Origin of the sequence: Variovorax sp. WDL1 (assembly GCF_001541225.1) — a bacterium.
Lineage (GTDB): Bacteria > Pseudomonadota > Gammaproteobacteria > Burkholderiales > Burkholderiaceae_C > Variovorax.
Window position 1 is genome coordinate 1 of sequence record NZ_LMTS01000176.1, and the last position, 18722, is coordinate 18722.

At 67.7% G+C, this 18722-nt stretch carries 18 protein-coding genes and 1 riboswitch; of the genes, 10 read left to right on the forward strand and 8 right to left on the reverse strand.

The annotated features are described in order from the left end of the window. A partial coding sequence (locus APY03_RS24765; RefSeq protein ID WP_068681070.1) for an RNA recognition motif domain-containing protein occupies positions 1–430 on the reverse strand: 430 nt, incomplete at its 3' end. A 253-nt stretch (positions 431–683) separates the two neighbouring features. Further along, positions 684–865: riboswitch (yybP-ykoY riboswitch) on the forward strand. Between the two features lie 6 nt (positions 866–871). On the opposite strand from APY03_RS24765, the gene APY03_RS24770 reads away from it, so the two are divergent. The 4 genes from APY03_RS24770 (at position 872) to APY03_RS24785 (ending at position 3967) form a co-directional block, all read left to right on the forward strand. Beyond that, complete coding sequence (locus tag APY03_RS24770) at positions 872–1438, forward strand: TMEM165/GDT1 family protein (protein ID WP_068681073.1); 567 nt, start codon at positions 872–874, stop codon at positions 1436–1438. A 116-nt stretch (positions 1439–1554) separates the two neighbouring features. Then, positions 1555–2709: a homoserine O-succinyltransferase MetX gene (gene metX / locus APY03_RS24775; protein WP_068681075.1), complete on the forward strand. Its 1155-nt coding sequence runs from the start codon at positions 1555–1557 to the stop codon at positions 2707–2709. 57 nt (positions 2710–2766) lie between these two features. Then, a complete protein-coding gene (metW, locus tag APY03_RS24780) occupies positions 2767–3354 on the forward strand; it encodes a methionine biosynthesis protein MetW (protein ID WP_068681077.1) in 588 nt (195 codons plus the stop codon). Between the two features lie 25 nt (positions 3355–3379). Continuing rightward, positions 3380–3967, forward strand: a complete 588-nt coding sequence (locus APY03_RS24785) for an IMPACT family protein (protein WP_068681079.1) — start codon at positions 3380–3382, stop codon at positions 3965–3967. Here the strand turns inward: APY03_RS24785 and APY03_RS24790 are convergent. Continuing rightward, entirely contained in the window at positions 3912–4826 is a 915-nt protein-coding gene (locus APY03_RS24790) for an ion transporter (protein WP_068681081.1), read from the reverse strand. The genes APY03_RS24785 and APY03_RS24790 overlap by 56 nt on opposite strands. 167 nt (positions 4827–4993) lie before the next feature. On the opposite strand from APY03_RS24790, the gene APY03_RS24795 reads away from it, so the two are divergent. Next, entirely contained in the window at positions 4994–5521 is a 528-nt protein-coding gene (locus APY03_RS24795; protein WP_068681083.1) for a bactofilin family protein, read from the forward strand. 15 nt (positions 5522–5536) lie between these two features. On the opposite strand, the gene APY03_RS24800 is transcribed toward APY03_RS24795, so the two are convergent. Further along, entirely contained in the window at positions 5537–6427 is an 891-nt protein-coding gene (locus APY03_RS24800; protein WP_174262777.1) for a DUF72 domain-containing protein, read from the reverse strand. Between the two features lie 53 nt (positions 6428–6480). Between APY03_RS24800 and APY03_RS24805 the strand changes: the two genes are divergently transcribed. Both APY03_RS24805 and APY03_RS24810 read left to right on the forward strand, forming a co-directional pair. Beyond that, entirely contained in the window at positions 6481–7974 is a 1494-nt protein-coding gene (locus tag APY03_RS24805) for a M20 family metallopeptidase (RefSeq protein WP_068681085.1), read from the forward strand. Then, positions 7971–8828, forward strand: a complete 858-nt coding sequence (locus APY03_RS24810; protein ID WP_068681087.1) for an alpha/beta hydrolase — start codon at positions 7971–7973, stop codon at positions 8826–8828. The genes APY03_RS24805 and APY03_RS24810 overlap by 4 nt, the downstream gene beginning before the upstream one ends. Here APY03_RS24810 and APY03_RS24815 read toward each other — a convergent pair. From APY03_RS24815 to APY03_RS44410, 5 genes are read right to left on the reverse strand one after another with little or no spacing between them, the layout of a single operon-like run. Then, positions 8825–9997: an MFS transporter gene (locus tag APY03_RS24815; RefSeq protein WP_068681089.1), complete on the reverse strand. Its 1173-nt coding sequence runs from the start codon at positions 9995–9997 to the stop codon at positions 8825–8827. The genes APY03_RS24810 and APY03_RS24815 overlap by 4 nt on opposite strands. 13 nt (positions 9998–10010) lie before the next feature. Then, entirely contained in the window at positions 10011–10466 is a 456-nt protein-coding gene (locus APY03_RS24820) for a YidB family protein (protein WP_068681091.1), read from the reverse strand. A 54-nt stretch (positions 10467–10520) separates the two neighbouring features. Next, positions 10521–11882, reverse strand: a complete 1362-nt coding sequence (locus APY03_RS24825; RefSeq protein ID WP_068681093.1) for a M20/M25/M40 family metallo-hydrolase — start codon at positions 11880–11882, stop codon at positions 10521–10523. Between the two features lie 44 nt (positions 11883–11926). Further along, complete coding sequence (locus APY03_RS24830; RefSeq protein ID WP_269475635.1) at positions 11927–12661, reverse strand: 16S rRNA (uracil(1498)-N(3))-methyltransferase; 735 nt, start codon at positions 12659–12661, stop codon at positions 11927–11929. After that, positions 12658–13752, reverse strand: coding sequence for an aminoglycoside phosphotransferase family protein (locus APY03_RS44410; protein WP_068681095.1), 1095 nt, complete (start codon positions 13750–13752; stop codon positions 12658–12660). The genes APY03_RS24830 and APY03_RS44410 overlap by 4 nt, the downstream gene beginning before the upstream one ends. Before the next feature lie 91 nt (positions 13753–13843). On the opposite strand from APY03_RS44410, the gene APY03_RS24840 reads away from it, so the two are divergent. From APY03_RS24840 to rsmA, 3 genes are all read left to right on the forward strand, one after another. Next, on the forward strand, positions 13844–16234 hold the full coding sequence (locus tag APY03_RS24840; RefSeq protein WP_068681097.1) for an LPS-assembly protein LptD: 2391 nt from the start codon (positions 13844–13846) through the stop codon (positions 16232–16234). Between the two features lie 13 nt (positions 16235–16247). Next, positions 16248–17663, forward strand: a complete 1416-nt coding sequence (locus APY03_RS24845) for a peptidylprolyl isomerase (RefSeq protein ID WP_068681099.1) — start codon at positions 16248–16250, stop codon at positions 17661–17663. A gap of 86 nt (positions 17664–17749) precedes the next feature. Then, positions 17750–18526 carry a 16S rRNA (adenine(1518)-N(6)/adenine(1519)-N(6))-dimethyltransferase RsmA gene (gene rsmA, locus APY03_RS24850; RefSeq protein ID WP_068681101.1) on the forward strand — a complete coding sequence of 259 codons (777 nt, stop codon included), beginning with the start codon at positions 17750–17752 and terminating at the stop codon, positions 18524–18526. Positions 18527–18722: the final 196 nt, after the last annotated feature.

Consider the following 18722-nt stretch of genomic DNA (forward strand, 5'->3'; position numbering starts at 1 on the left):
CATCGCCACCACCGCCGCCACCACCGTAGCCGCCGCCACTGCGACCGCCGCCGCCACCACCATAGCCGCCACCGCCGCTGCGGCCACCGCCGCCACCACCGTAGCCGCCACCACCCCCGCCGCCGCCATAGCCGCCGCCACCACCACCGTAGCCGCCGCTGCGCGGCGGACGCGCTTCCATGGGACGCGCCTCGTTGACCACGACGCTGCGGCCGCCCATGTCCTGGCCGTTCATGCCCTTGATGGCGGCTTGCGCTTCCGCGTCGCTGCCCATTTCAACGAAGCCGAAACCCTTGGAACGAGGCGGGCTGGAGTCGCGCTCCATCATGACCTTGGCGCTGGTCACCGTGCCGAACTGGCTGAAGGCGTGCTCCAGATCACCGTCGCGTGCCGAATAGGGCAGGTTGCCGACGTACAGTTTGTTGCCCATGAAGGGACTCCTAATAAACACAAAGAAAAAGCGATGGAGTCCCGGGAGCACCACCCACGAAAAAGCCGCTGGGCCGCGCGAAACTGACCGATCACCGAATCGCCGCTCCCCCTAGAACTTAAGTGAGAGGCTCGTGCATTATGGGTGAAATGGTTCGCGTGCAAGTAGGAATTTGCCCGCAGCGCCACCGCCGCGATAAATAAAAGGGAAGTTTGCGCACGCTCACAAAGAACGTGTTGCGCATGGCTAAAATCGCCCGGTCATTGGGGAGTAGCCGCCTTCCATCGCGAGAAGGGTGTGCGTCAACAGACTTGCCCGGCCCGTGCCGGACATGGCGCACACAGTGTTCAACCTGGCGAGACCTTTGACCGTGCAGTTTCGGATGTGGCCGAAGGTGCTGCACGGTCAATTGCGTCCTTCGGCCCAAGGAAACCCTTTCTCATGGAAGCTTTTCTCGTCGCGACCGGTGTGGTCGCGCTCGCCGAGATGGGCGACAAGACCCAGTTGCTCTCCCTCGTGCTCGCCGCCCGCTTTCGCCGGCCATGGCCGATCGTGCTGGGCATCTTTGCCGCCACGGTCGTCAACCACGCGCTCGCGGGCGCCGTGGGCAACTGGGTCACTCACACCCTGGGGCCCGACCTCCTGCGCTGGATCCTGGGAGGCTCCTTCATCGCGATGGCGCTGTGGATGCTGATTCCCGACAAGCTCGATGACGACGAACTGCCGAAGGCATCGCGCTTCGGCGTCTTCGGCACCACCCTGGTCGCCTTCTTTCTTGCAGAGATGGGCGACAAGACGCAGATCGCCACCGTCATGCTTGCTGCGCGCTATGTCGACGCCTATGCCTGGGTCGTGCTGGGCACCACCCTGGGCATGATGCTGGCCAACGCGCCCGTGGTCTGGCTGGGCGAGCGCATCGTGAAGCGCGTGCCCATCAAGCTGGTGCATGGCGTCTCCGCGGTGCTGTTCCTGCTGCTCGGCGCGGGCGCGTTGATCGGCTGGGGTTGAGCGGCATATACTCGCCGGACGCGCCGATTTGCTCCAGCTTGCGGGCGCTTAACAAATGCTGCTAAAGACGGATGCCCGACCCGGCTCGTTTTTGGCGAGGCCGGGTTTTCCTTTTCATGTCGTTGGTCGTCTCTTCGCAATCCATGTCCTTCCCGGGCCCGCTGCCGCTCAGCAGCGGAGCGAGCATCGCCGACTACAGCCTGGCGTATGAAACCTACGGCACCCTCAACGCACAACGCAGCAATGCGGTGCTGGTGTGCCATGCGCTGAACGCCTCGCACCACGTCGCGGGCGTGTATGCGGGCCAGGACAGGTCCGAGGGATGGTGGGACAACATGATCGGCCCGGGCAAGCCGGTCGACACCGATCGCTTCTTCGTGATCGGCGTGAACAACCTCGGCTCCTGCTTCGGCTCCACCGGCCCGATGCATGTGAATCCCGCGACGGGGCGCATCTACGGCGCCGATTTCCCCGTGGTGACGGTCGAGGACTGGGTGCGTGCCCAGGCCGGCCTGCTCGACGCGCTCGGCATCGACACGCTGGCCGCGGTGATGGGCGGCAGCCTGGGCGGCATGCAGGCGTTGTCGTGGACACTGCAGTTCCCCGAGCGCGTGCGCCATGCAGTCGTGATCGCCAGTGCGCCCAGCCTGACGGCGCAGAACATCGCCTTCAACGAGGTCGCGCGCCGCGCCATCGTGACCGACCCTGATTTCAACGGTGGCCATTTCTACGAGCACGGCGTGATTCCCAAGCGTGGCCTGCGCATCGCCCGCATGATCGGCCACATCACCTACCAGAGCGACGACCTGATGAACGAGAAGTTCGGCCGCGCGCTGCGCAGTGCCGTCGAGGGCGAGGTGGCCGGGACGGACTTCCTCTACTCGACCCAGGAGGTCGAGTTCCAGATCGAAAGCTATCTGCGCTACAACGGCGACAAGTTCAGCGAGTACTTCGACGCCAACACCTACCTGCTCATCACGCGTGCGCTCGATTACTTCGATCCCGCCCGCGCACATGGCGGCGACCTGCGTGCCGCGCTGGCGGCGGCCACCGCCCGCTTCCTGCTCGTGAGCTTCACGACCGACTGGCGCTTCGCGCCCGCACGCAGCCGCGAAATCGTGAAGGCCCTGCTCGACAACCGCCGCAGCGTGAGCTACGCGGAAATCGATGCCCCGCACGGGCACGACGCCTTCCTGCTCGACGACGTGCGCTACATGAGCGTCGTGCGAGCGTACTTCGAACGCATTGCCAAGGGGGACCTCCCGGCATGAGCAACACGGCCGCTCCGATGGCCTCGGCACTGCAGCCCGCAGGGCGGGGGTTGCCTCATGAGTGACATGGACAGCCAGCGCGTCATCGCACGGCTCGTGCCCGAAGGCTCCCGCGTGCTCGATCTCGGCTGCGGAGACGGCGCCCTGCTCGACCTGCTGCAGCGCGAGCGCGGTTGCACGGGCTATGGCATCGAGATCGCTGACGGCAACGTGCTTCAATGCATCCGCCGTGGCGTCGACGTCATCCAGCTCAACCTCGACGAAGGACTTGCGATGTTCGACGACGCTTCCTTCGACGTCGTGCTGCAGATCGACACGTTGCAGCATCTTCGCAACGCCGAGGTGATGCTGCGCGAGACCGCGCGCGTAGGCCGCATCGGCATCGTCGCCTTTCCCAACTTCGCGCACTGGCCGAACCGGATCAGCATCATGCGGGGCCGCATGCCGGTGACGCGGCGCCTGCCCTACCAGTGGTACGACACGCCCAACATCCGGGTCGGCACGTTCAAGGACTTCGAGGTGCTCGCGCGCAAGAACCACTTGCGCATGCTCGATGCCTTCGGCCTGCAGGGGGGCGAAGAGGTGCGCCTGCTGCCGAACGCGCGCGCCGCCACCGCGGTCTTCAAGTTCGAGCGCGAGCGCTGAATCCTCGCGCCCGCGCCGGGAACAGATGCCCTTCACCCTCGCCGCGCCGTCGCACAGCGAGCTCCTGATCAGGAAGAGCCGCTTCATCGGCTGCGTGCAGCCGGTGGCCGATCGCGCGGCCGCTCAGGCTGTCGTCGAAGCACTGCGCATCGCGCATCCCGGCGCTGCCCATGTGTGCTGGGCCCTGATGGCCGGCGGGCAATCGGCCGCCAACGACGATGGCGAGCCCGGCGGCACGGCTGGCCGTCCCATGCTGGAAGTGCTGCGGCACCATGACCTGCAAGGCGTGCTCGCCAGCGTCGTGCGCTACTTCGGCGGGGTCAAGCTCGGTGCCGGTGGACTGGTGCGCGCCTACACCGACAGCATTGCGCAGGCCCTGGCCGATGCGACGCTGGTACCGCTGGTGAAGCAGCGTCACCTGCAATGCGCCGTGCCCTATGCGTTCGAGGGCGTCGTGCGGCGCGAGATGGCGACCGCCGGCGCCGCGCTGCGCGAGGTGCGCCACGAAAGCCTGGTGCATTTCTCCCTGAGCTTGCCCGAGTCCGCCGCGGCCGGCTTCATCGCTGCGATCGACGATGCTGCGCAAGGGCGCGCCGCCTGGCAGCCGGCGTGAGCCGCCGCCGCGGAGCCGCGGTCTCGGGCACCGCCAGCGAGAACACGCCGCGCGGCGCGACCGGCACCGGCCCTTCCTCCGGTCCGCGGCGCGCCATCTCGGCCGTCACGATGCCCGTCGGGACGGCGAGCACGCCCCAGCCGATCAACATCATCACGGAGGCAATGGCGCGGCCGAGATCGGTCTTCGGCACCAGGTCCCCGAAGCCTACCGTCGCCATGGTCGAGATCGCCCAGTACACCGCGACAGGAATGCTGGTGAAGCCATGCGCAGGACCTTCGACCACGTACATCAGCGTGCCCATCACCAGCACCACCAGGATCACGAAGCCGACGAAGACGGTGATCTTGCGGCGACTGGCCGCCACCGCGCTCACCAGCGCGCGGTATTCGGCGGAGTAGCGCGAGAGTTTGAAGATCCGGAACACGCGCAGGAGCCGCAGGATGCGCACATCGATCAGGTAGGCGAACTCCGGCGCGAGCGCGACCAGGAAGGTGGGCAGAACCGCCAGCAGGTCGATCACGCCGTAGAAGCTCGTGGCGTAGCGCAAGGGCTTCTGCACGCAGGCGAGCCGCCCGAGGTACTCCATCGCAAAGAGCGCTGTAAAGACCCATTCGAGCACGCCGAACACATGCCCCGCGCGCTCCCTGACCGCCCCAACGCTGTCGAGGATCACCACCGTCACGCTCGTCAGGATCACCGCGATCAACACGAGGTCGAAGATGCGGCCTGCCCGCGATTCGGATTCGAAGATCACCGAGAAGAGCGTGCGCCGCCAGCCGTGCGCCGGCTTGCCGAAACGCGCGTCGCCCTCGAGCGGCTCGGTGTCCGGGATCGCGGTTGAGTGGGTCGGCAGCATCGTTCGATCGCGTGAAGTCAGGGTCCGACCATTGTCGACGCGTACCAACGCAGACGAAAGTTCCCAGGGATGGCCATTCGAGACGTATTCAGTTACGCTTCTTGCGCAATGAAGTGCAGAGACTTCGGAGCGCGTTCTTACGATGAGCCCTTTTGAGGAGCTTCCCATTGGCCACACAGTCCCCCTTCTTCGGCAAGCGTGATCGCGAACCCGAACCCCTCGTCTCCCGTCCCGCGCCGCTGGTGGGCTCCGGCACCAACCTGTCGGGTGCGCCCGTGACGCCGGCCAACCTGTCGGCGCAGTCGGCGACCAGCGCGGTAGCAAAGGAAGGCGGCAGCAAGCTCACCGTCGGCCCGAACATCAAGCTCAAGGGCGTCGAGATCACGGACTGCGACACCTTGGTGGTCGAAGGCCTGGTCGAGGCCACCATGGACTCTCGCGTGATGCAGATCGCCGAGCAGGGCGCCTTCAAGGGCTCGGCCGAGATCGACATCGCAGAAATCCGCGGCCTCTTCGACGGCAACCTGACGGTCCGCGAAAAGCTCGTCATCCATTCCACCGGCAAGGTCACCGGCAAGATCCGCTACGGCAAGATCGTCGTCGAGGAAGGCGGCCAGCTCTCGGGCGAGATCAGCTTCGGTGCCGCTACCGGCAGCAGCAGTGGCAGCAAGCCGGCACTCCAGGCCGCAGCCTGACGCCGCGCACGCCATTCAGCTCAGGCGTTGGATCAAGGCACCGGCAGCCGCCGGTGCCTTTTCTTTTGCGCCGTTGATGAAGTAGACGAAGACGTCGCGGGTGCCCTTCGTGCTTCTCGCGTTCTTCGCGCGCTCCTCGACGCAGGGCAGCGCCTCCGGCAGGCCGCCGCCAGCCCAGGTCCTCGCCGCCTCGGCCCAGGCATCGAGCGCCTTGGGCGCATAGCCCGTCTTGTGCTGGGCGTCGCTCATCATCAGCCGCGCATAGACGAAGTCGCTCGTCAGATCGGCAAAGGACGGGAACTTGTCCGAGTCGGTGAACACCGTCGCCGCCTGGTATCTACGCGCCAGCGCCAGGTACGCCGGCGTCATGAAGCTCGGGTGCCGAACGTCCATCACGTGGCGCAGCGCGCGGCTGCCCTCCTTCTTCGGCAGCAGCGCGAGGAAAGCCTCGAAGTCCTCTGGATCGAAGGCCTTGGTCGGCATGAACTGCCAGACGATCGGCCCCAGCTTGTCGCCCAGCTCCGTGATCCCGCTCTCGACGAATCGCGAGACCGAATCTCCTGCACCCGACAGCTGCTTGCGGTTGGTCGCAAAGCGTGAGGCCTTCAGCGAGAACACGAAGTCCTCCGGCGTCTCGTCATGCCATTTCTTGAAAGTCGGCGGCTTGAAGCTGCTGTAGTAGGTGCCGTTGACCTCGATGGCTGTGAGCTGCCGGCTGGCGTAGTGCAGCTCCTTGCTGTGCGGCAGGCCCTCGGGATAGAAGTTGTTGCGCCAGGGTTCGTAGGTCCAACCGCCGACGCCGACGCGAATGCGCTTGTTCGTGCTGCTGCTCAAATCTGCCTCCGATCGGGATGCCACTGCGAAGCCGGCAGAGATTAGCCCAAAGGGCTGCGGCGCGCGCGGCATGCGCCCATAATTCGCGAGGCCCCTTTTGCCAGTTCCCACACGCGGAGAACCCCATGAACGCCCCCCTGCACCGCGAAATGCCTTCGGGCCTGCTCGACGCCGAGCGCGCCCTGTCCGACGTCTCGACGAAGTGGGACCAGGACATCGTCCACCAGCTCACCGACTACATCGCCATCCCGGCCAAGTCGCCCGGCTTCGACAAGGACTGGGTGCAGAACGGCTACCTCGACACCGTGCTGCGCAACGCAGCCCAGTGGGTCGAGGCGCAGAACGTCGAGGGCCTCAAGCTGGAGATCGTGCGGCTCGAAGGGCGCACGCCGGTGCTCTTCTTCGAGGTGCCTGCCACCGGAACCGGCATGAAGGAGACCGTGCTGATGTACGGCCACCTCGACAAGCAGCCCGAGTTCACCGGCTGGCGCAGCGACCTCGGCCCATGGACGCCCAAGTATGAGGACGGGCTGCTTTACGGCCGCGGCGGCGCCGATGACGGCTATGCGGTGTACGCAAGCGTCGCCGCTTTGCAGGCGCTGAAGGCGCAAGGCGCGGCGCATCCGCGCGTGGTCGGCCTGATCGAGACCTGCGAGGAGTCCGGCTCCTACGACCTGCTGCCCTACATCGACGCACTGCGGCCGCGCCTCGGCGAAGTGGGCCTCGTGATCTGCCTCGACTCGGGCGCCGGCAACTACGACCAGCTGTGGCTCACCACCTCGCTGCGCGGCATGGCGAGCGGTACGCTGAAGGTCGAGGTGCTGACCGAAGGGGTGCACTCCGGTGACGCCTCGGGCCTCGTGCCCTCGAGCTTCCGCATCATGCGCCAGGTGCTGGACCGCCTCGAGGACAGCAAGACGGGTCGCCTGCTGCCCCAGAGCTTCCACTGCGAGCTGCCGGCCGATCGCCTCGAGCAGGCCAAGGCCACCGCCGCCATCCTGGGCGACGAGGTCTACAAGCGCTTCCCCTGGGCCCACTACGACTGCGGCGGAGCGACCGCGTTCGCGCTGCCGACCACCAGCGATCCGGTGGAAGCGCTGATCAATCGCACCTGGAAGCCCACGCTTTCGGTCACCGGTGCCGAAGGCTTCCCGGCATTGAAGGACGCGGGCAACGTGCTGCGCCCCTACACCGCCTTCAAGCTGTCGCTGCGCCTGCCGCCGCTGGTCGATGCCGCGCGGGCCGTGCAGGAACTCAAGACCCTGCTGGAAGACAACGCGCCCTACCAGGCCAAGGTCACCTTCGAGAGCAACGGCGGCGCGACGGGATGGAACGCGCCTTCGACCGCGCCCTGGTTCGAGCGCGCGCTCCATGCCGCGTCGCAGGCGCACTTCGGCGCGAGCTGCGGCTACATCGGCCAAGGCGGCACCATTCCGCTGATGAACATGCTCAGCGTCGGCTTCCCGAAAGCGCAGATGATGGTCTGCGGCGTGCTCGGTCCCAAGAGCAATGCGCACGGGCCCAACGAGTTCCTGCACGTGCCCTATGCCAAGAAGCTGACCGCCGCCGTGGCCGAGGTGATTGCCGCGCTGCCGGTCGCCCAGGCTGCCGCGGCTTGAAGCCCGGGCCGGCGCCTGCGGCCGAAGCGGCGTTGCGCACGCCGGACGGCGAGACGCTGGCACTGCACGAATGGCCGCTGGCGTCCGGCCGTGAGGCCAGGGCCGTCGTCCTGCTGGTGCACGGCATCGGCGAGCATGCGGGCCGCTATCGCCACGTCGCGGCCCGTCTCAACCACGAAGGCTTCGTGGTGCGCGCCGCCGATCACTACGGCCACGGCGCATCCAGCGGCGTGCGCGGCGGCCTGCCCAGCGTCATGCGACTGGTCGATGACCTCGCGCTGGTGGTCGACGACACGCGGGGAGTCCATCCCGGGCTGCCGCTGGTCCTGCTGGGCCACAGCCTCGGTGGGCTGGTCACGGCGAGCTTCGTGGCGCGTGGGGTGCGCAAGATCGATGCGCTGGTGCTCTCGTCGCCGGGGCTGGACCCCGGGCTCAGCGCATTCCAGAAATTCCTGGTCGCCTTGCTGTCCCGCGTCGCGCCCACGCTGCGCATGGGCAACGGCCTCGACGACCGCTACCTCTCGCACGATCCCGCCGTGGTGCAAGCCTACCGCGCGGACCCGCTGTGCCACGACCGTGTCGGCGCGCGGCTGGCGCGCTTCCTGGCCGATGAGGGTGCCGTCGTTCAGGCCGCGGCGCCGCGCTGGACGGTTCCTACATTGCTGGTCTACGCCGGCGACGATCGGCTGGTGAACCCGGCGGGCAGCCGCCGCTTCGCGGATGCGGCGCCGCCCGCGGTGCTCAGCGCCACCTGCTTTGCGAAGCTCTATCACGAGATCTTCAACGAGCTGGACGCCGCGCCCGTCTTCGAAGCGCTCGTGCGCTGGCTCGATGTCCGCTTCCCGCCGGCCTAAGCCGCTGCTGCTGCTGCGCGTTGCCTGTGCGCCAGCCACAGCAGCGCGGCACCTGTCAGCAGCACCGGCAGCAGCGAGCCGAGATTCAGCAGCCGCCAGCCTTGCGTCGTGACCAGCACGCCGGAGGCGAAAGAGCTCAGCGCCAGCGTCGCGAATACGCAGAAGTTGAGCGCGCCTTGCGCGCGATCCTTCTCGTCGGCCGTATACGCCGAAAGCGACAGGGTCGTGCTGCCCGTGAAGAGGAAGTTCCAGCCCACGCCCAGCAGGAAGAGCGCGGCGAGGAACTGGTGCAGCTCCACGCCCGACAGCGCGACCACGATGCAGGCCAGGTTCAGCAGCAGGCCCACGCCCATCACCGGCAGCGCGCCGAAGCGGCGGATCAGGTGGCCTGTGAAGAAGCCCGGAGCGAACATGCCGATCACATGCCATTCGAGCACCAGCGCCACGTCTTCGAAGGGCAGACTGCAGACCTGCATCGCGATCGGCGTGGCGGCCATCAGCAGGTTCATCACGCCGAAGCTGAGCGCGCCCGCCAGGGCGGCAACGATGAACACCGGCTGGCGCACGATCTCGCCGAGCGGGCGGCCGCTCGCGGCCGCGCTTCTCGCGGGCGGGGCGGGAAAGTCGATGAAGTGCATCAGGGCCATCGCGAGCAGCGCCACGCCGGCCAGTGCGAGATACACGCCCGCGAAGGGCACCGGGAACCAGTTGCGCGTGACGGCCGCGAGGTTGGGGCCCGCCACGGCACCGATCAACCCGCCCGCCATCACCAGCGACACCGCCTTCTCGCGCCAAGCCGGCGCTGCAAGTTCTGCGGCGGCGAAGCGATAGAGACTGGCGTTCGCGTTGTAGTAGCCGGCGACCACGGTGGTCGCGCACAGGAGCCAGAAGTCCTTCCAGAGCGCGGCCTGCGCGCACAGCAGCGCCGAGCCCAGGGCCACCGCCAGTCCGATCTGGAAGGAGCGGCGCCGCCCGAAGCGCTGCTGGGTGCGCGCCACCACGCCGGTGGCGAGCGCGCCGCCGATCACATAGCCCATGACCGGCAGCGTGGCCATCCAACCGCGCGGCGCCAATGCCAGGCCGACCAGCCCGTTGATCGCGATGAAGGCGACGTTGTTCGTCAGGAACAGGCCCTGACAGGCGGCGAGCAGCCAGAGATTGCGATTCATCGAGAAGGTGATATCAGCCCTTCTGCAGCAGGCCGCTGAGCGAAGACAGCAGCTCGTCCTGGTTGCCCAGGCCCTCTGCCGGCGCCTGGCCGTCGGGCGTGAGGCGGTCGACCAGCATGGGCAGCAACGTGGCGAGCATCGGCAGCAGCGTGGCAGCGTTGAGGCCGAGCTTCTGCGCGAGGCTGGCGATGACGTCGCTGCCCAGAGCGTCCTGCAGTTGTCCGCCCGAGACCGGCTGGTTCTCGCCCTTGCCGATCCACGAGCCGATCATGTCGCCCATGCCGGCCTGTTCGAACCTGGAGACGAGCCCGCCGAGTCCGCCTACCTCGCCGTTGTTGGCCAGCAGCCCGCCGAGCGCGCCCGCAAGGCCGCCGCCGAGGGCATCGAGGCCGCCCAAGCCTTCGCCCTGGGGTTGCTGCGGCTGCGCTCCGCCGAGCACTTGTCCGAGTACCGAATCGAGCAATCCCATGATGGACTCCTGAAGTGAGTGGATAGTGAATACGTGAGGGGGAGAGAGCGTCGACTATGGCTTCGGGCGCGGCGGTCGCCTGGGCAGGAGCGGTTCGCTGACGCCCTGCACGCCGACCAGGCCGAGCACGGTCGCGAGGGCATTCTGCGCGCCTTTCCAGCCGTCTGTCACGTCGATCCATTCGGACAGTGCATGGAAGCCGCCGGTCCTGCCGCCGCCGCCGATGACGATGGCCGGGATGCCGAGCGACATCGGTACGTTGGCATCGGTGCTGGCGCCCGTCAGCAGGGTCTTGTGGCCGAAGGCGCTGTTGGCGCGCACCGCCGCTTCGACGATGACCGAGTCCGAGGGCGTGCGACCGCCCGGGCGGTCGCCGATCAGCTTGTTGCTGACGCTCAGCGTGCTGACGTTCCAGCGCCTGTTCTCTTCCGCCACTGCTTCGTCGATCGCTGCCAGCACCCTCTTCTCGGTCTCGAGCAGTGCTCCCATCTCATCGGAGCGGATGTCCACCGCCATGCGTGCATCCGGCGCAATGGTGTTGACCGAGGTGCCGCCCCCGACGGTGCCAACGGTAAAGGTGGTCTTGGGGAAGCTGGGCGTCTTGATCTCGGCGATCTTGGCGATCGCGCGGCCCATGCCATGGATCGCGCTGGGCACCTGGCCGAAGGCCGCGTAGCTATGGCCGCCAGGCCCCTTGAAGCTCACCTCGTAGCGATGGCTCGCGGTGCCCAGCACCAGCACCGTTCCTTCGGGCGCGGGCTCGACGCCCACCATGCCATCGATGTCGAGGTGCTCGCGGAAGATGGCCTTCATGCCGCGAAGATTGCCCAGCTCTTCTTCGCCCACGTTGCCGACGAAGAGCAGGTCGCCCACCGTCTGGACCTTGTTGTCGTTGAGCACCTTGAGCCACGACAGCAGCACCGCGAGGCCTCGCGTGTCGTCCGAGATGCCGGGCGCGTAGAGCTTGCCGTCGCGCTCCTTCACCTTGACATCGGTGCCGGCGGGAAAGACCGTGTCCAGATGGGCCGATATCAGCAGCTTGGGGCCGTTGCCCGTGCCCTTGCGCAGGCCCACCACGTTGCCCTCCGCGTCGATGCGCGCATCGCTGAGGCCGAGCGCCTTCATGCGCGAGAGGAAGGCCTCCGCGCGCTTGTGCTCCTTGAAGGGCGGTGCCTCGATCTCGGTGAGCATCCGGAGGTCTTCGATCGAGCGCTCGTGATCGTCCTTCACCGCGTCGAGCAGTTGCTTGACGGCCGGCGCGGCCAGCAGTTGCGTGTAGGCCTGGTCGACCGCCGGCTTCACCTGGAGAGGCGTCGGCGCGACGGCCGTGCCTTGGGCCTGGGCCGCGCCCGTGGTGCACAGGGCGGCGAGCAGGAGAGACGCAAGGCGGAATGGCGCAGGAAAGAGCGACGGCATGTGTGGGAGAGGGGCGAGGTGGAGAAAGAGGGCGCAGGTTCCGATCAACGGTTGGCCAGCAACGCAAGCGCCGCCAGCGCCGCGGTCTCGGCGCGCAGCACGCGCGGGCCGAGCGTGAGCGGTGCGAAGCCGCGCACCGTCGCATCGCGCTCCTCGGCTGCGTTCAGCCCGCCCTCGGGGCCGCTGAGCACGCAGGCGCCGCGCAGGCCGGCGCCCGGGACGCCCTCACGGATGTCGCGCAGGCTGCGCGCGCCGTCGGCCAGGCTGAGCACGAAACGCTCGGCATCGTCGATCGGCGGCGATTCGATCCAGCCGGCCAGCGCGCGCACCGGGTGGATCAGCGGCACCCGGTTGCGTCCGCATTGCTCGCAGGCCGCGATGGCGATCGCCTGCCAGTGTGCGCGCTTCTTGTCCGCGCGCTCGCCAGCCAGGCGCAGCACGCCGTGCGCGGTCATCAGCGGCTGGATGCTGGCGACGCCGAGTTCGGTCGCCTTCTCGACCAGCCAGTCCATACGCTCGTTGGCCGGCATGCCGATCGCCAGGTGCACGGCGCGCGGCGCCTCGCGTTCGATCAGTGCGTGCGCGCCGACCTGCACCGTCACTTCGCTGCGCCCCATGCGCTCGACCGTGGCCGCGTACTCGCCGCCGCTGCCGTCGAACAGCGTGAGCGCATCGCCAGGCTGCATCCGCAGCACCTGGACATGGCGTGCCGCACCGGACGGAAGCGCCATCGGGCCGTGCGCGGCGATGGCCGTGGTGCAGTGGAAGCGCGGCTTCACATCCGCCCGTACGCGAAGCCGCTGGTCGGCTGGGTACCTTCGATCTCGTCGATGGCGCGCAGGAGCGGGGTCAGCTCGCGATAGCGGCCTGCGGTCGCACGGATGTAGGCGATGAAGCGCGGCGTGTCCGCGAGGTACCGGGGCTTGCCGTCGCGCAGCGTCAGCCGCGCGAAGATGCCCGCGACCTTCAGGTGGCGCTGCAGGCCCATCCATTCGACCGCGCGGTAGAAGGCGCCGAAGTCCTCGTCGACCGGCAGGCCGGCCTTGCGTGCCTTCTCCCAGTAGCGCACGGTGACGTCGAGCACGAAATCCTCTTCCCAGCTCAGGAAGGCGTCCCGCATCAGGCTCGCGATGTCGTAGGTGATGGGGCCGTGCACCGCGTCCTGGAAGTCCAGCACGCCGAGTTCCGGGCCGCCGGTGATCATCAGGTTGCGCGGCATGAAGTCGCGGTGCACGTACACGCGCGGCGCCGCCAGGTTGTTCTCCACGATCAGCTGGAAGCTGCGTTGCAGCCGGTCGTGCAGCGCGCCTTCCAACGCCAGGCCTCGATGGCGGGTTACGTACCAGTCGGGGAACAGCGCCAGCTCACGCTCGAGCAGCGCCCGGTCGTAGGTCGGCAGCACCTGCGGCCTGGACGCCAGCTGCCACCGGATCAGGGCATCGACCGCCTGGGCATAGAGGGGGCGCGCCGCCTCGGGATCGGCCGGGTCGATCACCTCGAGCATGGTACGGCGGCCGAGGTCGTCGAGCAGCAGGAAGCCCTGGGGCTCGTCCCACTCGAGCACCCGCGGCGCGGTCAGGCCGGCGTCGCGCATCAATTGGGCGACCTGCACGAAGGGGGCGCTGTTCTCCAGCGCGGGGGGCGCGTCCATCACGATGCGGGTGGCGGCCGCGTCTTCCGTGTCGATGCGGAAGTAGCGCCGGAAGCTCGCATCGGCCGAGGCTGGGCGCACGGTCGCCGGCAGCAGCCGATGCCGCGGTCCGACCGCGGCCAGCCATTGCGCGAAGGCCTGGGCGCGTTCCGGATCGCTCCAGCTGATCGTTGGAGATGGCGTCGCGGCGCCGCTGTCCGGGGGCAGGGAAGCTGTCATGGATAATCGATTCTACAAATCCACCCGGCGCGGACTCCCGCGACCCCGGGCTCCCCGGCGCACTATCCCCCGAAGATTCCTTTCCGTACCGATGCCTGACCTGACCCGAGCTGACTGGCGCCGGTGCCGACCGCCTCTGCCGCTGGCCTTGTTGACGCTGGCGCTGCTGCAAGCCCAGGCCGCCTCGGCACAGGACGCCGGCCTGGACGCGCCGATCACGCTGAAGCGCACGCCGCAACTGCTGGAGACGATTCCGAAGACCCAGCGCGGCGAGCTGCCCACCTTCGTCGACGGCGACCGCATGTCAGGCCGGACCGATCTCGAAACCGTGGTCGAAGGCAATGCCTCGCTGCGCCGGGGCGACACGGTGATCCATGCCGACCGGCTCGAGTACTACCAGCCCGAGGACCTCGCCAAGGCCAGCGGCAATGTGCGCGTGAACCAGGCCGGCAATGTCTACGAGGGTCCTCATCTCGAGCTCAAGCTCGAGACGTTCGAAGGCTTCTTCAACAAGGTGCACTACCGCTTCCTCGCCTCGGGCGGCGAGGGCGATGCCGAGCGGATCGACTTCGTCGACAGCAACGTGTCGGTCGCCCGCCAGGGCACCTACACCACGTGCCGGCGCGAGGACTATCCGGGCTGGATGCCGGCCTGGGTCCTGAGCGCCGCAACCTTGACGACCGACACCGAGGAGAACATCGGTGTGGCCACCGACGCGCGGATGAGCTTCATGGGCATCACGACGCCGCCCTTCCCGTCGCTGAGCTTTCCGCTCAGCAACGACCGCAAGAGCGGCTTCCTGCCGCCGACCGTCGGCGTCAGCAGCGTGAACGGCGTGGACATCACCGTGCCCTACTACTGGAACATCGCGCCCAACCGCGACGCGACCTTCTACCCCGAGATCATGGGCAAGCGCGGCGTCAACCTCGGCAGCGAGTTCCGTTACCTCGAGAGGGACTACAGCGGCGACGTCCGGGTCGACTACATGCCCACGGACAGCCTGCGCAACCGCAAGCGCTGGGGCATCTGGACGAACCATTCGCAGGCCTTCGACCCCAAGCCGCTGGGGCTGGACGCGTTGAGCGCCTCGATCAGGTTCAATCGCGTGAGCGACGACGACTACTGGCGCGACTTCACGCGCACGCCCTCGCTCACGACGCGCCTGCTGTCGAACGATGCCTCGCTCAACTGGACCAAGGGCGACTGGAATGGCATTGTGCGCACGCTGAAATACCAGACGCTGCAATACGACCTGTCGCCGATCATTCCGCCCTACGACCGCCTGCCGCAGATCACCGCGAACTACTACAAGTACGACTGGAACGGCTTCGACTTCTCGCTCAATACCGACTACACGCGCTTCCGGGGCGACCCGGTGCAGCAGAGGCAGCCCAACGGCGAACGGGTGTACGCGCAGGCCGCGCTGAGCCGGCCCTTCCTCACGCCCGGCACTTACGTCATTCCCAAGGTCCAGCTGCACACGACCAGCTACCAGTTCGAAGCGCCGCTTTCCAATGGCGCGAACTCGGCCAGCCGCACGGTGCCCACCTTCAGCCTCGACAGCGGCATGATCTTCGAGCGCGACGCCAGTTTCTTCGGCCGCGCCTTCCGCCAGACGCTGGAGCCGCGCGCCTTCTACGTCTACACGCCCTACCGCGACCAGAGCCTGCTGCCGAACTACGACTCGGCCGCCAACGACTTCAACTTTGCGACCATCTACACCGAGAACGCCTTCTCCGGCAACGATCGCATCTCCGACAGCAACACGCTCACGGTCGGCGTGACCTCGCGGCTGATCGATCCCGAGAGCGGCGCCGAGGCGGCGCGTTTCGGTGTCGCGCAGCGGCTGCGCTTCAAGGACCAGCGCGTGACGCTGCCGGGCACCACGGCCGTCACCGACCGCGTCAGCGATCTGCTGTTCGGCGCCCAGATCAACTGGACGCCACGGTGGAGCGTGGACGGCACCGTGCAGTACAACCCCGACGACCGCAAGTCGACCCGCACGGCCCTGAGCGCGCGCTACAACCCCGGCCCCTATCGCAATATCTCGGCGGCCTACCGCTATCAAGCGAACTCGACCCCCACTGTCAACGACGGCAACAAGTCGCTGGACGTGAGTTGGCAGTGGCCGCTCAACGACCTGTGGGGCGACAAGGGCAAGGACCTTGGGCCAGGCCGAGGCCAGGGCGGCGGGCGCTGGTATGCCGTGGGCCGGCTCAACTACAGCTTGCAGGACCGCAAGCTCACCGACGGTGTGCTCGGCGTCGAGTACGACGGCTGCTGCTGGATCGGGCGCGTGGTCCTGGAACGTCTCACCACTGGCCAGGCCACGGCCAATACGCGCATCATGTTCCAGCTCGAGTTCGTCGGCTTCGCCGCCATCGGAGCAAGTCCCATGCGTACCCTGACCCAGAACATCCAGCGCTACCAGCCCCTGCGGCAACCCTTCCCTGCCCCCAGCCGCTTCACCAACTACGACTGAGCCCCTCCTCGCCATGAATCACATCCGCTCCATCCTCACCCTGGCGTGCCTCGCAACGCTGGCCGCGGCGGCCGGTGCGCAAGGACAGGGGGGCTCGCGCCCCGGCGTCGGCATCACGGACATCATGCGCGGCGGCCCGCGCCTTGCGCCGGCCCCTGCCGCCCCGCGCGCGGCCCCAGCCCCGGCGGCGCCGACAACGCAGCGCTCGGCCGAGTACATCGTGGCGCTCGTCAATTCCGAACCCATCACCAACACGGACGTGCAGTCGCGCGTCGAGCGCCTCCTCAAGGAGAATGCCGAGGCGCAGCGCGTGCCGAGGGCGGAGCTCACGCGCCTGGTGCTGGAGCGGCTGATCGCCGAGCGCACCCAGCTGCAAGCCGCCAAGGAGGCCGGTATCAAGGTCGACGAACTCGCCATCGACCAGGCCGAGCAGACCGTCGCGCGGCAGAACCAGATGAGCCTGACCGAGCTGCGCAGCCGCATTGCGACCGAAGGCATCTCGCCTCAGACCTTCCGCAACGACCTGCGTGACCAGCTCCTGCTGACGCGCCTGCGCGACCGCGAGATCGAGGCCAAGGTGAAGATCAGCGACGTCGAGGTCGACCAGTTCCTGCGCGAGCAGCGCAACGGCGGCAATGCCGCGGTGCCGTCGAACATCAACATCGCCCAGGTGCTGGTGGCCGTGCCCGAGAACGCCACCGAGGCGCAGGTCGCCCAGCTGCAGCAGCGTGCCCAGGGCGTCGCACAGCGCGCGCGCGCGGGCGAGGACTTCGCCAAGCTCGCCCAGGAATTCTCCGATTCGCCCGATCGTGCCAATGGCGGTGTGCTGGGCATGCGCAGCGCCGACCGCTATCCCAGCCTGTTCGTCGAGGCGACGCAGTCGACCGCTGTCGAAGGCATCGCCGGGCCGATCCGCTCCGGCGCAGGCTTCCACGTGCTCAAGGTGCTGGCCAAGAGCCAGCCGGGCTCGGCCGACGCGGTCGTCACGCAGACCCAGGTGCGCCACATCCTGCTGCGCAACGATCCGAAGCGCACCACTGCCCAGGCGGTGGCGCAGCTGGCGGAGTTCAAGGAGCGCATTCAGAAGGGTGCCGATTTCGCCGGCCTGGCCCGCGACAACTCGCAGGACGCCAGCGCCAAGGAAGGCGGCGACCTGGGCTGGTCGCGCCCCGGACAGTTCGTGCCCGAGTTCGAGGAGGCGATGAACCGTTTGGCGCCGGGGCAGGTCAGCGATCCGGTCGTGTCCCGTTTCGGCGTGCACCTGATCCAGGTGGTCGCGCGCCGCGACGCCAAGCTGAGCCAGGCCGAGCAGCGCGAAGCCGCTCGTGGCGTCTTGCGCGAGAAGAAGCTAGAGGAAGCCTACGAAACCTGGGCGCAGGAACTGCGCACGCGCGCTTACGTCGAGTACCGCGAGGCGCCGCAACAATGACGCTCACCCGCCAGGCTTCTTTCCCTTCCGGGGGCGTGAAAGCGCAGTAGGGCAAGCGAGATGACAAAGCGCAGCGGCGGCTATCGGTGAAGCACATTGCGCGCAAGCGCTTCGGACAGCACTTCCTGTCCGACGCCGGCATCATCGATGCGATCGTGCGTGAGATCGCGCCGCGACCCGGTGATGCGATGGTCGAGATCGGCCCGGGCCTCGCGGCGCTGACCCAGCCGCTGGTCGAGCGCCTCGGCCGGCTGACCGTGATCGAGCTGGACCGAGACCTGGCGCAGCGACTGCGCACGCACGGCCAGCTCGACGTGATCGAATCGGACGTCCTTAAGGTGGATTTCGCAGCCCTGGCGGCCCGCTTGGTGTTGCCGCCTGCCGCGGCGCTGCGCGTGGTGGGCAACCTGCCCTACAACATCTCGACGCCGATTCTTTTCCACCTGCTGGGCTTCGCGCACCTGATAGCCGACCAGCACTTCATGCTGCAGAAGGAAGTCATCGACCGCATGACCGCGCAGCCGGCCTCTTCGGACTACGGTCGACTGAGCGTGATGCTCCAGTGGCGCTATGCGATGGAAAACGTGCTTTTCGTCCCACCCGAGAGCTTCGATCCGCCGCCGCGGGTGGACAGCGCCGTGGTGCGCATGGTGCCCCTGGCCACGCCGCCGTTGGTCGACGCGGCTCGGCTGGGCGAGATCGTCCAGGTCGCCTTCAGCCAGCGCCGCAAGCTGCTGCGTCACACCCTGGGCAAATGGCTGGAGCAGCATGGCTTCGCCGGCGCGTTCGAAACCCAGCGGCGCGCCGAAGAGGTGCCCGTGGCCGAATACGTCGCCCTGGCACAGTCATTTCCACACCAATAGAAAAGCCCGTCGAAGACGGGCCTTTCCTGTTCGTGACAGCTGCTGCCCCGCGGGTGGGGAGCGCTTGGTACGAGCCTACTATGCTGCGGCGAGCCAGTAGCCCGCATTGAAGGGGCTGCTCATGCGCAGCGCCAGGGGCGACACGTCGACCAATTTGTCGGTGGGCATCTTCTCTGCCGCCGGGTCGCCGTTGTTC

Bases quoted from the DNA above. Each gene is read 5' to 3' on its own strand.
- APY03_RS24790 (WP_068681081.1), bottom strand. From the start codon at position 4,826: ATGCTGCCGACCCACTCAACCGCGATCCCGGACACCGAGCCGCTCGAG.
- APY03_RS24820 (WP_068681091.1), bottom strand. From the start codon at position 10,466: ATGGGATTGCTCGATTCGGTACTCGGACAAGTGCTCGGCGGAGCGCAG.
- APY03_RS44410 (WP_068681095.1), bottom strand. From the start codon at position 13,752: ATGACAGCTTCCCTGCCCCCGGACAGCGGCGCCGCGACGCCATCTCCA.
- APY03_RS24805 (WP_068681085.1), top strand. From the start codon at position 6,481: ATGAACGCCCCCCTGCACCGCGAAATGCCTTCGGGCCTGCTCGACGCC.
- APY03_RS24815 (WP_068681089.1), bottom strand. From the start codon at position 9,997: ATGAATCGCAATCTCTGGCTGCTCGCCGCCTGTCAGGGCCTGTTCCTG.
- APY03_RS24825 (WP_068681093.1), bottom strand. From the start codon at position 11,882: ATGCCGTCGCTCTTTCCTGCGCCATTCCGCCTTGCGTCTCTCCTGCTC.
- APY03_RS24845 (WP_068681099.1), top strand. From the start codon at position 16,248: ATGAATCACATCCGCTCCATCCTCACCCTGGCGTGCCTCGCAACGCTG.
- APY03_RS24770 (WP_068681073.1), top strand. From the start codon at position 872: ATGGAAGCTTTTCTCGTCGCGACCGGTGTGGTCGCGCTCGCCGAGATG.
- metW (WP_068681077.1), top strand. From the start codon at position 2,767: ATGAGTGACATGGACAGCCAGCGCGTCATCGCACGGCTCGTGCCCGAA.
- APY03_RS24785 (WP_068681079.1), top strand. From the start codon at position 3,380: ATGCCCTTCACCCTCGCCGCGCCGTCGCACAGCGAGCTCCTGATCAGG.
- APY03_RS24840 (WP_068681097.1), top strand. From the start codon at position 13,844: ATGCCTGACCTGACCCGAGCTGACTGGCGCCGGTGCCGACCGCCTCTG.
- APY03_RS24800 (WP_174262777.1), bottom strand. From the start codon at position 6,427: ATGCCGCGCGCGCCGCAGCCCTTTGGGCTAATCTCTGCCGGCTTCGCA.
- metX (WP_068681075.1), top strand. From the start codon at position 1,555: ATGTCGTTGGTCGTCTCTTCGCAATCCATGTCCTTCCCGGGCCCGCTG.